Below are 14,497 nucleotides of genomic sequence, written 5' to 3'. Positions count from 1 at the left end.
AAATCACCCTAGCTCATGCCAAGGTGACTTCCTACTGCTTATTTTTTTAATCCTTGCTCAAGTGTTTCTAACATCTCATGCTTTTCATTTTCATCAGCATTTTTCCAAATGACTTCAAATAACACGCCAAGCCCCGGAAGCATTTTTTCCTCACCGCTTTGAATCGCATCGACAATTGTTTCTTGTAATTGGTCTTGGGTGTTTCCAGATACATTTGCTAATACAGCCCCGCGCAAATTAAAGTTCATCACTTTCACCTCTTTTTCTGAATTGAAACTGACGTTAGTTTTTGTTCTTTTTCATGTAAATATGTATGAAAAATAGGCTATAATGAGAAGACAAGAAGAGAGGGAAATACATATTATGAAAAACATTGATTCAGTACAAAATCCGCGTGTAAAGCAGTGGAAAAAGCTGCAAACGAAAAAAGAGCGCGATAAAAAAGGTTTATTCTTTGTAGAAGGATTCCATTTAGTGGAGGAAGCTTTAAAGGCAGGAGTTGTAACAGAACTTATCGTTTCAGATCAAACAGATCTCCCGAAAGATTGGACGGTTGCTGATGTTGAAATGTATATTGTGCCTGAAGTAATTGTAAAGGTACTTCGTGAAACAGAAACAACACAAGGAGTATTTGCTGTTTGTGAGAGGCATGAGAAAGAAATAGCTCTTACAGATGGTAAGTTTCTGTTATTAGATGGTTTGCAAGACCCAGGTAATTTAGGGACAATCATTCGTACAGCCGATGCAGCTGGTATTCATGCCGTTGTACTTGGAGAAGGATGCGTGGATGCTTACAACAGTAAGGTACTTCGCTCTACACAAGGTTCTATTTTCCATTTACCGATTGTAAAAGGAAACTTAGAGGAATGGGTAGACAAGTTAAAAGAAAAAAACGTTCCTGTATACGGAACAGCTCTTGAAAACGGAGTTCCATATGGTGAAGTAACACCAGCAGGAAGTTTTGCATTAATTGTAGGAAACGAAGGAAACGGTGTACGCCAAGAAATTCTTGCAAAATGTGATCAAAACTTATATATTCCAATTTACGGCGGGGCAGAATCATTAAATGTTGCGGTTGCTGCTGGAATTTTAACGTATTATTTACAAAGTCCAGTTGCGAATCGATAAAAAACTTCTTATAATAAATTGAAGTACATGTTCATAAAGAAGTGGTTACATGCGTAGTCAACTTTTTAGAACATATAATAAAAGTAAAATAATGAAAAACGTTGATAGAGAAGAGTAGCTTACAAAATCGCCATATAGGGAGAGAGTGCCATAGACTGAAAGTACTCTTATGGTAGACGGAAGTGAATTCACCTCTGGAGTTGACGCCAGGACCATTGTATGTAAAGGCGTTCCGGTTTAACAAACCGTTATAACGAATTGAGTGGGCAGACTTGTTCTGTCAATTTAGGGTGGTACCGCGAATTTACCTCGTCCCTTTTTAGGGAGCGAGGTTTTTTTTATTTTTAAAATTAGGAGGGTTCCAAATGGAAGCACGTTTAAAAGAGCTAAAGCAAGAAGCGTTAGAGCTGATTGAAAAAGCGAAAGAGCTAAAGGGCTTAAACGATGTACGCGTGGCGTATTTAGGAAAAAAAGGTCCAATTACAGAAGTATTACGCGGCATGGGGAAATTATCAGCCGAAGAGCGTCCACGTATGGGAGCATTAGTAAATGAAGTACGTGAAGCAATTCAAACGCGTTTAGAAGACAAAATTAACCACTTAGAAAAAGCAGTAATTGAAGCGAAATTAGCTTCTGAAACAATTGATGTTACATTACCAGGTCGTCCTGTAGAAACAGGTTGCCACCATCCTTTAACAGCAGTACTTGAGCAAGTTGAAGATGTATTTATTGGTATGGGGTATGAAGTGGCTGAAGGAACAGAAGTAGAGCAAGATTACTACAACTTCGAAGCATTAAACTTACCGAAAGATCACCCAGCCCGTGATATGCAAGACACTTTCTACATTACAGAAGAAACATTGCTTCGTACACATACGTCAGCTGTGCAAGCACGCATGATGGAAAAGAATACAGAAAAAGGTCCAATTAAAATTATTTGCCCTGGTAAAGTATATCGCCGCGATGATGACGATGCGACACATTCACACCAGTTCATGCAAATTGAAGGCCTTGTAATTGATAAAAACATTCGTATGAGTGACTTAAAAGGCACACTACAAGTATTCGTGAAAAAGATGTTTGGTGAAGATCGTGAAATCCGTCTTCGTCCAAGTTTCTTCCCATTCACAGAACCATCTGTTGAGATGGATATTTCTTGTATGATGTGTCACGGCAAAGGTTGCGGAACATGTAAAGGAACAGGCTGGATTGAAATTTTAGGTGCGGGTATGGTTCATCCAAACGTACTTGAAATGGCTGGTTATGATTCAAAAGAATATCAAGGTTTCGCATTCGGTATCGGTGCAGAGCGTATCGCAATGTTGAAATACGGCGTTGATGACATACGTCATTTCTATACAAATGACGTACGTTTCTTACAACAATTCAAACGAGCGTAAGGGAAGGAGAGGATAAATATGTTCGTATCATATCGTTGGTTACAAGAATATGTAGATATTAAAGATGTAACGGCACAAGAATTGGCAGACAAAATTACGAAAAGTGGTATTGAAGTAGAGGGCGTTGAAGTATTAAATAAAGGTGTAAAAGGTGTTGTCGTTGGTCACGTATTAGAATGTGAAAAACACCCAGAAGCTGATAAATTAAGTAAATGTCTTATCGACATCGGTGAAGAAGAGCCAGTACAAATTATTTGCGGTGCTCCTAACATTGCAAAAGGTTTAAAAGTACCAGTTGCAAAAGTTGGCGCTGTTTTACCTGGTAACTTCAAAATTAAAAAAGCAAAATTACGTGGCGAAGCTTCTCACGGTATGGTTTGTGCCCTGCAAGAGCTTGGTATTGACGGAAAACTAGTTGCGAAAGAATATGCAGACGGTATCTTCATCTTCCCAAGTGATGCAGAAGTTGGTGCAGATGCACTTGAAATCTTAAATTTAAACGACGAAGTACTTGAGCTTGGTTTAACACCAAACCGTGCAGATTGCTTAAATATGTTAGGTGTTGCATACGAAGTGGCAGCTATTTACGGCCGTGAAGTAAAACTTCCAGTTGCTGACTTACAAGAAACAGCAGAAAAAACTTCTGACCACATTTCTGTAAGTGTAGAAGCAACGGAGCAAAACCCATTATACATCGCGAAAATGGTGAAAAACGTAAAAGTTGGTCCATCACCAATCTGGATGCAAACGCGTCTTATGGCAGCTGGTATTCGTCCAATTAGCAACGTAGTAGATATTACAAACTACATTCTAATTGAATACGGTCAACCATTACATGCATTCGATTATGATAAATTAGGTTCAAAAGAAATCGTTGTTCGTCTTGCAAAAGAAGGCGAAAAAATTCAAACATTAGACGATCAAGAGCGTACGTTACAAGCGCATCACCTTGTGATTACAAACGGCACAAAAGCATTAGCTGTTGCTGGTGTAATGGGCGGAGCTGAATCTGAAGTTGATAACGATACAGTAAACGTTCTAATCGAATCTGCATACTTCGAAGGTCAAACAGTGCGCCGCACATCAAAAGACTTAGGTCTTCGCAGTGAATCAAGTGCACGCTTTGAAAAAGGAATCGACCCAACACGTACATTCGAAGCTATTCAACATGCAGCGGCTTTAATGGCAAAATACGCTGGTGGAGAAGCGCTTGAAGGTGTAGTAGAACTTGATAACTTACAAGTACAAGAGCGTACAGTATCTGTTACAGCTGAAAAAGTAAACCGTGTATTAGGTACAGAAATCTCTGCAAGTGAAATGAGTACAATCTTCACAAACTTGAAATTCCCATTCACAGAAGTAGAAGGAACATTCCATGTGAACGTACCAGTACGTCGTCCTGATATTACAATTGCAGAAGACTTAGTAGAAGAAGTAGGTCGTCTGTATGGCTACGATCATATTCCAGTTACATTACCAACTGGCACAATGACGCGTGGTAAATTAACAGTAGCACAAGCGAAACGTCGTAAAGTACGTCGTTACTTAGAAGGCGCTGGCTTATATGAAGCAATTACGTATTCATTAACAAGTGCTGAAAAAGCGAAACAATACATGGTTGAGTTAAACGAAAAAGCTCCTGTGAATCTTGCACTTCCAATGAGTGAAGAGCGCAGTCAGCTTCGTTTAAGTTTAGTACCACAATTGTTAGAAGCAGTTTCTTACAATGTTGCTCGTAAAAACGACAGCGTTGCTTTATATGAAGTAGGTTCTATCTTCTTACCGACAGCAGAAGGCGAGCTTCCGAAAGAAGAGCAGCATCTTGCTGGTGTTATGACAGGTCTTGCTCTTCACCACGCATGGCAAGGTGAGAAGAAAGTTGTAGACTTCTTCGTTGCAAAAGGTGTGTTAGAAGGATTATTCGATGTACTTGGTGTTGCAAGTAATATCACATATGCTCCTGCAAAACGTGAAGGCATGCATCCAGGACGTACAGCGGACATCTTACTCGACGGAGAAGTAATTGGTTTCATCGGTCAATTACACCCAGAAGCGCAAAAACAATTAGATGTGAAAGATACATTTGTATTCGAATTGTCTCTAGTAAAAGTATTTACTGCTGATGCAGAAGATACGTACTACTCAGCAATTCCACGTTTTCCATCTATGACACGTGATATGGCGGTTGTGGTGGCTAAGGAAGTAAAAGCTGGCGAAATGAAGCAAGTGATTGCTGAAGCAGGTGGAGAACTTCTAAAAGAAGTAACACTATTCGACTTATACGAAGGTGAAAAAATGGAAGAAGGCAAGAAATCACTTGCATTCTCTATGAACTACTTCGACCCAGAACGTACATTAACAGACGAAGAAGTAACAGAAGCACACGGCCGTGTATTAGCAGCGGTAGAAGAGAAATTTGGTGCGGAGTTACGTAAATAATTTTTATATGTGAAAGAGAGGATCGTCACTCATGATAAGAGTGATGGTCCTCTTTTTTTATGAAAAGAAAAAATGAATGCAACCAAATACTGTTTTTCTGTATCTAATAGGGTGTAACGAACATGAAAACAATCGTATATTGAAATGAGTGAGCAAGGGGGCTCTGATATGGGGAAGCTAGAAGCCTTGGTGAAAAAGGCAAAAAAGGGAGATGGGGAAGCTTTTGTTTCTCTTGTACAGCGGTATGAAGATGTGTTGTACAAAGTCGCAAGTAGATTGTTACAAAAAGATGAGGATGTCGCAGATGCGATGCAAGAAGCCATTATGGTGGCTTATGAGAAAATACATACACTTAAAAATGAGGAGTACTTTAATACATGGATTTGTAAAATATTAATCAATACATGTAACGGCATATTAAACAAAAGACAAAAAATCATGTTAGTAGAGGGAAACCTTGAGCAAAAACAAGACAAAAATGAATTTCTGAAAATAGAACTAGAAGATGCGTTAAATAGCTTAAACAAAGATTATAAAATGGCGATTGTTTTATATTACATTGTTGGACTTAGTATAAAAGAAATGAGCGTGTTTTTAAAGGAACCAGAAGGCACGATTAAATCAAGACTTTCCAGAGCCAAGTCGATATTGCGTAATCATTATTACAGTGGTGAAGGAGTGCGTGTAAATGAAAAGTAAAAGTAACTTCGAAAAAGAATTTCAGCAGTTGCTACATGAGGAAAAAGAAATGCCTAGTATTGTTAGAAAGTCTTTAGATCATTCCTATGATGTGATACGTATGAAAACAAAGAAAAAGAAAAGAAATGTGATATGGAGAAAATTGGCGGTAGCGGCTTGTTGTTTTGTGATAGCTGGTGGTGTCTTTACAAATAAACATGTGCGAGCTAATATAAACAAATTATTTAATTTTAATGACAAAGGAATCGAGCGGGCAGTCGATGAGGGATTTACACAAAAAAGCAACAGTACCGCTACTGACAAAGGGATTACAGTGGCACTTGATCATTATTTTGCTGATACGAATAAATTAGGATTTAGTTTTCAATTGGTATTTGAGGATACAAGTATATTCAAGAAGAAAGTAAAAGAAGTGTCTTTTGATTATCGATTAAAAAATGGTGATGGCGAATATATTATGGAGTCTATTCCAGATACAAAGCCTTTGAAAAGCAAAAACATGTATATGTCTAAAGTGGAAGATAAAAATCCATCTATAGATGGAAAGAACGGAAAAGTGCAATATGATGTAGTATTTGAATCGAACCAAGGCGCTATTCCTAAACTGACAGATGCTGTGTTAGAAATAGAGAGTGTTAAGGTTTTTTATGAGAATGATGAACGGAAAGAAATTGATGGAACATGGAATTTGCCGATTAGCGACAAGACGAAAGAAGAAAAGAAGGTAAAGTTTGAGTATGAAGCAGTAAAAACTTCGCCTCATTTAGAACTTGTTTCAGCAAAAGCAAATCCAACATCATTAAATATCGCATTTTCTATAGACGAAATTATAGAAGATGAAAATGAGTTTATTGACATGAAAGTGGTTGGTAATAAAGGAAATAAGTATACGTCTTCAGATGGATATAGTACAGATGTTAAAGAGGGAAAAATGGTTATTTATGCGAATTTCCCAGTCACTTCTTACGATAAAATGGAAAATGTAACTCTAAAAACTAGAAATTTCGGAGAGATAAAACTAAAAAAGAAATAAAGTGAAAACCTTTCATTCTATCGTGGATGAAAGGTTTTCTTTTATTTATAATAAAGTTATAGGAGAAAGGGTGTGTGGATTTCAAATGACGAATATACTTGAACAAATAAAATTATTTTTAAAAATGAATGAGAACATACAATTATTTGCAGTCACCTCAGAAGAGAGTGCGAATGAGTTTAATGTGTTTGAGCAGCGAACAGGAGAATTAGTAGCATGTTATGAAACTGATGGAAAAGGTGGATTAAAGCATTTTCAAGCGTGCCGAGATTTAGAGGAAGTCCGATGCGTACAATTATCGCATGATGAAGTTTATGAGATTGCACAATCTTTTTTACAAGTATTTGCTCATAATATCGTTAAATCTATTTATTTTATAAAAATGGTTGAAATGGATAACATATTCCAACTTTCCTATGAACTGCGAGATGAACGCTACCACTTATCTTTTCCGGATTCTAGTGTCATGCTTGAGATTGCAAAGGATGGGCGTTTTCAATATTTCCTTTTTGAAGGAGAAGCGTGTGAAGTACGGTATCCGAAAGAGGTTATTACAAAAGAAGAAGCGAAAGAAAAATACATTGCAGCGCTTCGATTTGAATTGCTATTTGCGAAGGCCGATACGGAAGTGTTTGCAAATGGAGATGATGCATACCACCTTGTTTATGCACCGAAAGATCACGTTATGGATATAGGTGTAAGCGGAGAACTACATACATATGAGAATTATAATGGATTCGTTCAGCAGTTTCATAACATAGAGAAACGCACTGTACAAAATGGAGAGATTTTAAAATTAATTGGGTTAGATGATACATATGTAAAAATTGATACGAATCATGCAGAGGATCAAGTAACGGAACTTTGGACGAAGCATGATTACGCTAATGATGTTGAAGTGGAAGAAGGAGCGCCGTTTCATACCATTCAAGTACGTTTTCATCAAGAAACATTTCAGTGTATAAGTGTAATTAATAATGAACGGAAAGATGGGAAGAAAGAAGCCATAACAGAAGAGGAAGCAAGAGAGTGTGCACTTCAATTTTTATTTGCATGTTATCCTAAAGCTGACGAACAATTCCTGATAGAGAGAAGCCATCCATCGCATCATTGTGTATGGGAAGATGAAAATTGTGAGTCGCAGTACGGGTTTTGGTTCCATCCTCTGCATCGTGGTAAAAGAGTAGATACATACAGTATAGTAATTCAAGTCGGTCAGCAATCTGGGAAGATTTTAGAGTTTCAAGCGGTTAATGGTTTTGATAAAGAACTAGATGAGCTAAATGATGAACCAACAATCTTTGAAAAAGAAGCAAAATTTATTTACGCTCAGGATTTAGAGATGGAACTTGTGTGGACGAAGGCACAGAATCTATTACATTACGAGCTTTGCTACGCGCCGTCGTTCCCAAAAACAGACGGACATGTTCGTATGGTTGAAGCGCATACAGGGACAGCATTTCCTTTGAAAGTGTAAGTCTTTTAAAGACAACTTGCATCTTTCAAAGGAATGTAGTACATTAATTTTAGTTTAACAAAATGAAAGACGATGATAAGGAAAAGTAGTATATACTATAATCCAAAGCGAGTCAGGGACGGTGAGAGCCTGATGAGGCGGTATATGTGAAGAACACCTTGGAGTTGCTAATCGAAATTGAAACTTGTATTCAAGAGTAGACTTAGACGGGAATCCGGCCTGTTACAAACCGGGAAGTATGGATTACATACGAGTTAAAGTTGGTCTTTATGACAAATTGGGTGGTACCGCGAAGTTTAACCTTTCGTCCCTTTATGGATGAAAGGTTTTTTTGTATTCAAATATATCAGCAAAGGAGAATTTCATTATGGAAAACACATTAGTAAAAAGTCTGTATAGAGATACAGATAAATACGCAGATCAAACAGTACAAGTATCAGGTTGGATTCGTAACTTACGTGATTCAAAAGCATTTGGTTTCATCGAATTAAACGATGGTAGCTTCTTTAAAAGCGTTCAAATCGTTTTCGATACAGAATTAGAGAACTTCAAAGAAATTGCAAAGCTTCCACTTAGCTCTTCAGTTAAAGTAGAAGGTAAAGTAATTGCAACACCTGGAGCGAAGCAACCATTTGAAATTAAAGCAGACAAAATTGATATCGAGGGCTTATCAGATTCTGATTACCCACTTCAAAAGAAGCGTCACACGTTTGAATACTTACGTACAATTGCTCACCTACGTCCAAGAACAAATGCATTCTCAGCAACGTTCCGCGTACGTTCTATCGCAGCATTTGCAATTCACCAGTTCTTCCAAGAGCGCGGCTTCGTACATGTTCACACACCAATTATTACTGGTAGTGATACAGAAGGTGCTGGCGAAATGTTCCGCGTAACAACGCAAGATTTAAACAACGTACCAAAAGGTGAAGACGGACAAGTTGATGAATCAAAAGACTTCTTCGGTAAAGAAACAAACTTAACAGTAAGTGGACAGCTGAATGCTGAAGCTTATGCATTAGCGTTCCGTGATGTGTACACATTCGGACCTACATTCCGTGCAGAAAACTCAAACACAACTCGTCACGCAGCTGAGTTCTGGATGGTTGAGCCTGAGATTGCATTTGCTGAATTAGGTGATGTAATGAACCTTACAGAAGATATGCTGAAATATGCAATGAAATATGTACTAGAGCATGCACCAGAAGAAATGGAATTCTTCAACAGCTTCGTTGATAAAACAGTTCTTGAGCGCATGAACAACGTAATCAACTCTGACTTTGGTCGCATCACATATACAGAAGCAATTAAAGTGCTTCAAGAATCAGGTGCAGACTTCAAATATCCAGTAGAATGGGGTATTGACTTACAAACAGAGCACGAAAGATACTTATCAGAAGAAATCTTCAAACGCCCTGTATTCGTAACTGACTATCCAAAAGATATTAAAGCATTCTACATGCGCTTAAATGATGACGGTAAAACAGTAGCTGCTACTGACCTTCTAGTTCCTGGCATCGGCGAATTAATCGGCGGAAGTCAACGTGAAGAAAGAATGGATGTTTTAGTAGACAGAATTAAAGAATTAGGCATGAATGAAGAAGACTACTGGTGGTACTTAGAGCTTAGAAAATACGGCGGTACAAAACACGCTGGATTCGGTCTAGGTTTCGAACGTTTCCTAATGTATATCACTGGTATGGCAAACATCCGTGACGTAATTCCATTCCCAAGAACTCCAGGTTCTGCGGAGTTTTAAGATGGTAAAAAAGCGAGAAGGAGATCTTCTCGCTTTTTTGTTATTTTTTCTCCTGTATAGTTTCTCACCCTGAAGTAAAAAGTAACGTTGGGGGTGAACAAAATGGGCAAAAAAGTCAAAAAAGATCCTTCTAGAGCAAGCCTTGGTTCTTCACAAGTTGAAGGACAAGGAACGACTACACACGAAACGGGTTCTTATAAGGTACCTTCCTCAAATAAGAAACAAAACCAAAGCTAAACATATAAAGAAGAGTAGTCATATCGATTACTCTTCTTTATATGTTTTTATCTTGAATTTCCTGTACAACTTTATCTATGTCTTTGTCTAAGCGATCGAAATAGACAAACCACAGTAAGCTAACGAACACATAATAGATTGCCATAATACAAAGGTTATCTGTGACGTTTTCCATGAGAGGTTTAGAAGTGAGGACTCCCCAAATAATAGAGACAATAAAGTAAGTAAGAGGACCAATTAAATGGACGAGTATGTATAGTGATTTTTTGATTTTGGTGTGAGTCATTTGGTGCGCCTCCTTTTATTTCAGATGAGATATGCTAGCTTCAGTATATAATTGGTATACACTAAAGATACTATAAATGGGATTTATTATGTAGTTGATAATGCATATAAATAATATATCCACTTTGATTTTCCAGCATATAAGTCATGGCTATGAAGAACAAAAAGTGACCTGCACTCGTTCTCTCTCTTTGGTTTTAACTTGGCATGGGGCAGGAAGAGGGTCTGACCGTTTCTATGCATGGCTGGATGCTCTTTCCCATCTAAAAAGAAAGGTTTTATGTAGGTCTTCAATTTGTATTTATATAGAACGAAAAACAAGGCGAAAAGAACACAATTCTTTTCGCCTTGTTTAGTTCATTTATATCCTGTCCATACTGAAAATAACTATTTTTTCAATAAGCGAAATGCCTTTTCTGTATTTGCAAAGTGAAGTTTCACAAATTCAGGAAGACGTTCTTTTCCTAGCTTTTGAATCAATTTTGCTGCGGCAATATCAACTTGTTTGCCTGCACCTTTTGGAAGTGACATACCAGCTTTTTTGCTTAGCTCATCAAACTGTTTTACAAATGAGTACCGAGCTAGAATAGAGGCTGCTGCAACTGCTAAATGGACGCTTTCACCTTTTGTAGCGAAATAGACGTTTTCGCGCTGCACTTCTTTTTGTTTTGCCAAGTATTTATAGTATGTATCTGGCTGCGTGAATTGGTCGATTAAGATGCCTTCTGGTTTTGTCGGCGCGATCTTTGCTAGTAAGTTTGTAATAGCCTTATTGTGTAAGAGTGCCTTTAGTTTACCTTGATTGTTTCCTTTTTCGAACAGTTCGTTATATTTTTCATTATGTAAAACGAGCGAGCTGTAAGGAACAACGGCAAGGAGTTGTTTTGCAATTTCAGCAATTTGAGCATCATTTAAGTTTTTAGAGTCTTTTACACCAAGTTCTTTTAAGAGTGGAATTTGTTTTGCATCGACATATACAGCAACAACTGTCATCGGTCCAAAGTAATCTCCAGTACCTACTTCATCAGAGCCAATGATAGACATTGTTCCAATAGAAGAGGGCGGGGCATAACGATGTGAATCCGCTGTTTTTTTAACAGAAGATTTCGGTGCTTGAGAAACATTTTGCCAGCGTGCAGCTTCTTCTATAGCACGTCCTCCTTGAAACATTACTTTGCCGGATTTATAAGCAGTAATGGTACAAGATGGGACTTTTGCCATAAAGACACCGCCCTGCGGAACTTTTGGGGCAATTGCTTGTTTATACTGCTGCTGCATGTCTTCAATTGTTTTAGAACTTGTTTGTATTACGATAGAATTTGACAAGATGGTCGCTCCTTTTTTATATAGTTATTTTTATCATATCGGATTGTTCTTTCTGTTTCCATATTATGATGGTTCATGGTATGATAAACTTTAGGATTCTGTACGTGATTGGAGGCCGATGAGTTGTCACAACAAAAGGGAAATAAAAGTCGAATTAATGTAGAAATCTATGGTCAACAATATTCAGTTGTTGGCGATGAAAGTACAAGCCATATCCGCATGGTAGCAGCGATTGTGGATGATAAAATGCGCGAACTCAATGCCAGGAATCCTTCGCTTGATACGAGTAGACTAGCGGTATTGACGGCGGTAAACGTCATACACGATTACATAAAATTAAAAGAAGCACATGAAAAATTGAAAGAAAGTATGACACACAAAGGAATGGAATAACATGGTTGATATTATTATCATTTTACTGCTTGTTATGGGGTTTTTCCTCGGTTTAAGAAGAGGATTTATTTTGCAACTTGTAAAGCTAGCAAGTTTTATTATCGCATACCTTGTTGCATACTGGTACTGTAAAGATTTAGCGCCAGCGCTTGCGAAAATTATTCCGTATCCATTCAGTAAGAATGTATCTGTTCCAGAATGGATTGATGCGAATAATATTGAGTCTGTTTTCTATCAAGCAATTGCGTTTATTATATTATTTATTATTACAAAAATCGCACTTTCATTGCTTGGTAATTTGCTGAATATGTTTGCAGAAATCCCGGTTTTAAAGCAAGTAAATGCGTTTGCTGGAGCAATTCTTGGCTTTTTAGAGGTGTATATTATTTTGTTTGTCTTAATTATTATTGGAACAATTCTTCCGATTGAACAAGTACAAACACCATTACAAAAATCATCAATTAGCAAAATAATTGTAGATGATACACCGATTCTTTCTGAAAAGGTGAAGGAACTATGGCAGACAGGTAGCAGAGCATAACTTCTCTTTTTTCGGAAAGAGAAGTTTTTTTCTATGAAAGAAAGGCGGGGGCAAGAATGAAAGTAAATAAAAAACAAGTGATTAAATTACTGGAGACAATCGGCCTTTTTATGGAGCTTAAGGGCGAAAATCCATTTAAAATATCCGCATTTCGTAAAGCGGCAGCAGCACTAGAAAGCGATGATCGCAGTCTTTCTGAAATTGAAGATTTCACAAAGATTCCAGGCATCGGAAAAGGAACAGCGGCAGTTATTCAAGAATATATTGAATCGGCGACATCAGGGGTATTGCAAGAACTTGAAAAAGAAGTGCCAAGCAGTCTATTACCGTTATTAAAATTACCAGGGCTTGGCGGCAAAAAAGTAGCAAAGCTGTACAAAGAGCTTGGCGTGATTGATATGGAATCATTACAAAAGGTTTGTGAAGAAAATAAAGTACAGGCACTTGCAGGGTTCGGTAAAAAAACGGAAGAGAAAATATTAGAAGCAATCGCTCAAGTTGGCTCTCGTCCAGAGCGTTTACCGATTGCAATGGTCTTACCTATTGCCGGGGAAATAGAAGAGAAATTGTCGAATATCCAGGGAATTGTTCGATTCTCTCGTGCGGGTAGTTTACGCCGTGTTCGCGAAACAGTGAAAGATTTAGATTTCATCATTGCAACGACAGAGCCAGCAGCGGTACGTGAACATTTACTGCAGTTTGATAATATGATTGAAGTCATTGCAAGTGGTGATACAAAGGTATCGGTTCGTCTGCAATATGAATACGATATTTCGATCGACTTCCGTCTTGTAAAACCTGAGGAATTTATTACAACGCTTCATCATTTCACAGGTTCAAAAGATCATAACGTAAGAATGCGCCAAATTGCAAAAGATAAAGGTGAAAAAATTAGTGAGTATGGTGTGGAAAACTTAGAAACAGGTAAAGTGAAGACGTTTGAAACAGAAGAAGCATTCTTTGCTCATTTTGGTTTGCCATTTATCCCACCAGAAGTACGTGAAGACGGAAAAGAGATTGAGTTAATTAAAGAATATCCGAATTTAATTCAGTTCTCTGATGTACAAGGTGATTTACATATGCATACAACATGGAGCGACGGTGCTTTTTCGATTGAAGAAATGGTACAAGCATGCCGCGAGCGTGGGTATAAATTTATGGCAATTACCGATCATTCACAATATTTGAAAGTAGCAAACGGTTTAACGAAAGAGCGTCTTCGTGAACAAGGAAAAGAGATTGAGCGCATTAATGAAAAATATCCGGATATTACAATTTTGCGCGGGATTGAAATGGACATTTTGCCAGATGCAACGCTAGATTTTGATGATGAGGTATTAGCAGAGCTTGATTATGTAATTGGTGCAATTCACTCTAGCTTTTCACAAGACCGTGAAACGATTATGAAACGCCTTCGTACAGCAATTGAAAATCAGCATGTTACAATGATTGCTCATCCAACAGGCCGTCTACTTGGACGCCGCGAAGGGTATGATGTAGATACAGATTTACTGATTGAACTCGCGAAAGAAACAGATACAGTTTTAGAGTTAAATGCGAATCCGAACCGCTTAGATTTAAGTGCAAAGTTACTAAAACAAGCGCAAGATGCTGGCGTAAAAGTAGCAATAAATACGGATGCTCATACACTGGAAATGTTAGAAGATATGGAAACAGGTGTAGCGGCAGCACGTAAAGGCTGGATTCAAAAAGATACTGTGATTAACACATGGGATATTGAACGTTTATTAGACTATATAAAACGGAATAAGTAATACAA

14 protein-coding genes and 2 other annotated features are annotated in these 14,497 nt (G+C 37.8%); of the genes, 11 read left to right on the top strand and 3 right to left on the bottom strand.

Annotated elements, in window-relative coordinates:
• Positions 1–38: 38 nt before the first annotated feature.
• A complete protein-coding gene (gene sspI, locus COO03_RS17405; protein WP_097898363.1) occupies positions 39–248 on the bottom strand; it encodes a small acid-soluble spore protein SspI in 210 nt (69 codons plus the stop codon).
• Between the two features lie 82 nt (positions 249–330).
• On the opposite strand from sspI, the gene COO03_RS17400 reads away from it, so the two are divergent.
• The 8 genes from COO03_RS17400 (at position 331) to COO03_RS17365 (ending at position 10,172) form a co-directional block, all read left to right on the top strand.
• Positions 331–1,128, top strand: a complete 798-nt coding sequence (locus tag COO03_RS17400) for a TrmH family RNA methyltransferase (protein ID WP_141523130.1) — start codon at positions 331–333, stop codon at positions 1,126–1,128.
• Positions 1,129–1,220: 92 nt separating this feature from the next.
• Positions 1,221–1,448 (top strand) — a binding site (T-box leader).
• A gap of 45 nt (positions 1,449–1,493) precedes the next feature.
• Positions 1,494–2,528, top strand: coding sequence for a phenylalanine--tRNA ligase subunit alpha (gene pheS / locus COO03_RS17395; protein ID WP_097898361.1), 1,035 nt, complete (start codon positions 1,494–1,496; stop codon positions 2,526–2,528).
• Positions 2,529–2,546: 18 nt separating this feature from the next.
• Positions 2,547–4,967 (top strand): phenylalanine--tRNA ligase subunit beta, encoded by a 2,421-nt coding sequence (pheT, locus tag COO03_RS17390; RefSeq protein ID WP_097898360.1) that lies wholly within the window; start codon positions 2,547–2,549, stop codon positions 4,965–4,967.
• Positions 4,968–5,135: 168 nt separating this feature from the next.
• Positions 5,136–5,666 carry a sigma-70 family RNA polymerase sigma factor gene (locus COO03_RS17385; protein ID WP_097898359.1) on the top strand — a complete coding sequence of 177 codons (531 nt, stop codon included), beginning with the start codon at positions 5,136–5,138 and terminating at the stop codon, positions 5,664–5,666.
• Positions 5,656–6,699, top strand: coding sequence for a DUF4179 domain-containing protein (locus COO03_RS17380; protein WP_230322544.1), 1,044 nt, complete (start codon positions 5,656–5,658; stop codon positions 6,697–6,699). The genes COO03_RS17385 and COO03_RS17380 overlap by 11 nt, the downstream gene beginning before the upstream one ends.
• Positions 6,700–6,784: 85 nt before the next feature.
• Positions 6,785–8,176 (top strand): YcdB/YcdC domain-containing protein, encoded by a 1,392-nt coding sequence (locus COO03_RS17375; protein ID WP_141523129.1) that lies wholly within the window; start codon positions 6,785–6,787, stop codon positions 8,174–8,176.
• Between the two features lie 63 nt (positions 8,177–8,239).
• Positions 8,240–8,491, top strand: a binding site (T-box leader).
• A 52-nt stretch (positions 8,492–8,543) separates the two neighbouring features.
• The gene (gene asnS / locus COO03_RS17370; protein WP_097898357.1) at positions 8,544–9,935 is read left to right on the top strand and encodes an asparagine--tRNA ligase; all 1,392 of its coding nucleotides are present in this window, start codon (positions 8,544–8,546) and stop codon (positions 9,933–9,935) included.
• 102 nt (positions 9,936–10,037) lie between these two features.
• Complete coding sequence (locus tag COO03_RS17365) at positions 10,038–10,172, top strand: YuzL family protein (RefSeq protein WP_097898356.1); 135 nt, start codon at positions 10,038–10,040, stop codon at positions 10,170–10,172.
• 37 nt (positions 10,173–10,209) lie between these two features.
• Here COO03_RS17365 and COO03_RS17360 read toward each other — a convergent pair whose 3' ends face one another.
• Together COO03_RS17360 and rnhC are read right to left on the bottom strand one after the other, a co-directional pair.
• Entirely contained in the window at positions 10,210–10,458 is a 249-nt protein-coding gene (locus tag COO03_RS17360) for a hypothetical protein (RefSeq protein WP_097898355.1), read from the bottom strand.
• Between the two features lie 386 nt (positions 10,459–10,844).
• Positions 10,845–11,783 carry a ribonuclease HIII gene (rnhC, locus tag COO03_RS17350; RefSeq protein WP_097898353.1) on the bottom strand — a complete coding sequence of 313 codons (939 nt, stop codon included), beginning with the start codon at positions 11,781–11,783 and terminating at the stop codon, positions 10,845–10,847.
• A 123-nt stretch (positions 11,784–11,906) separates the two neighbouring features.
• On the opposite strand from rnhC, the gene zapA reads away from it, so the two are divergent.
• Genes zapA through polX form a run of 3 tightly spaced genes read left to right on the top strand, consistent with a single transcriptional unit; the run spans position 11,907 to position 14,492 of the window.
• A complete protein-coding gene (gene zapA, locus COO03_RS17345; RefSeq protein WP_141523127.1) occupies positions 11,907–12,176 on the top strand; it encodes a cell division protein ZapA in 270 nt (89 codons plus the stop codon).
• A gap of 1 nt (position 12,177) precedes the next feature.
• The gene (locus COO03_RS17340) at positions 12,178–12,717 is read left to right on the top strand and encodes a CvpA family protein (protein ID WP_097898351.1); all 540 of its coding nucleotides are present in this window, start codon (positions 12,178–12,180) and stop codon (positions 12,715–12,717) included.
• Between the two features lie 56 nt (positions 12,718–12,773).
• Entirely contained in the window at positions 12,774–14,492 is a 1,719-nt protein-coding gene (gene polX, locus COO03_RS17335) for a DNA polymerase/3'-5' exonuclease PolX (protein ID WP_097898350.1), read from the top strand.
• Positions 14,493–14,497 lie beyond the last annotated feature (5 nt).

Origin of the sequence: Bacillus sp. AFS098217 (assembly GCF_002551815.1) — a bacterium.
In the GTDB taxonomy this organism is placed as follows: Bacteria; Bacillota; Bacilli; order Bacillales; family Bacillaceae_G; genus Bacillus_A.
The sequence above is the reverse complement of the archived record's forward strand: the minus strand, read 5'-3'. Positions and strand labels throughout refer to the sequence as shown.

Excerpts from the sequence above, each read along its gene's own strand:
- asnS (WP_097898357.1), top strand. The coding sequence starts at position 8,544 with ATGGAAAACACATTAGTAAAAAGTCTGTATAGAGATACAGATAAATAC.
- pheT (WP_097898360.1), top strand. The coding sequence starts at position 2,547 with ATGTTCGTATCATATCGTTGGTTACAAGAATATGTAGATATTAAAGAT.
- COO03_RS17365 (WP_097898356.1), top strand. The coding sequence starts at position 10,038 with ATGGGCAAAAAAGTCAAAAAAGATCCTTCTAGAGCAAGCCTTGGTTCT.
- COO03_RS17385 (WP_097898359.1), top strand. The coding sequence starts at position 5,136 with ATGGGGAAGCTAGAAGCCTTGGTGAAAAAGGCAAAAAAGGGAGATGGG.
- COO03_RS17340 (WP_097898351.1), top strand. The coding sequence starts at position 12,178 with ATGGTTGATATTATTATCATTTTACTGCTTGTTATGGGGTTTTTCCTC.
- COO03_RS17380 (WP_230322544.1), top strand. The coding sequence starts at position 5,656 with ATGAAAAGTAAAAGTAACTTCGAAAAAGAATTTCAGCAGTTGCTACAT.
- COO03_RS17400 (WP_141523130.1), top strand. The coding sequence starts at position 331 with ATGAGAAGACAAGAAGAGAGGGAAATACATATTATGAAAAACATTGAT.
- pheS (WP_097898361.1), top strand. The coding sequence starts at position 1,494 with ATGGAAGCACGTTTAAAAGAGCTAAAGCAAGAAGCGTTAGAGCTGATT.
- polX (WP_097898350.1), top strand. The coding sequence starts at position 12,774 with ATGAAAGTAAATAAAAAACAAGTGATTAAATTACTGGAGACAATCGGC.
- COO03_RS17375 (WP_141523129.1), top strand. The coding sequence starts at position 6,785 with ATGACGAATATACTTGAACAAATAAAATTATTTTTAAAAATGAATGAG.
- COO03_RS17360 (WP_097898355.1), bottom strand. The coding sequence starts at position 10,458 with ATGACTCACACCAAAATCAAAAAATCACTATACATACTCGTCCATTTA.
- sspI (WP_097898363.1), bottom strand. The coding sequence starts at position 248 with ATGAACTTTAATTTGCGCGGGGCTGTATTAGCAAATGTATCTGGAAAC.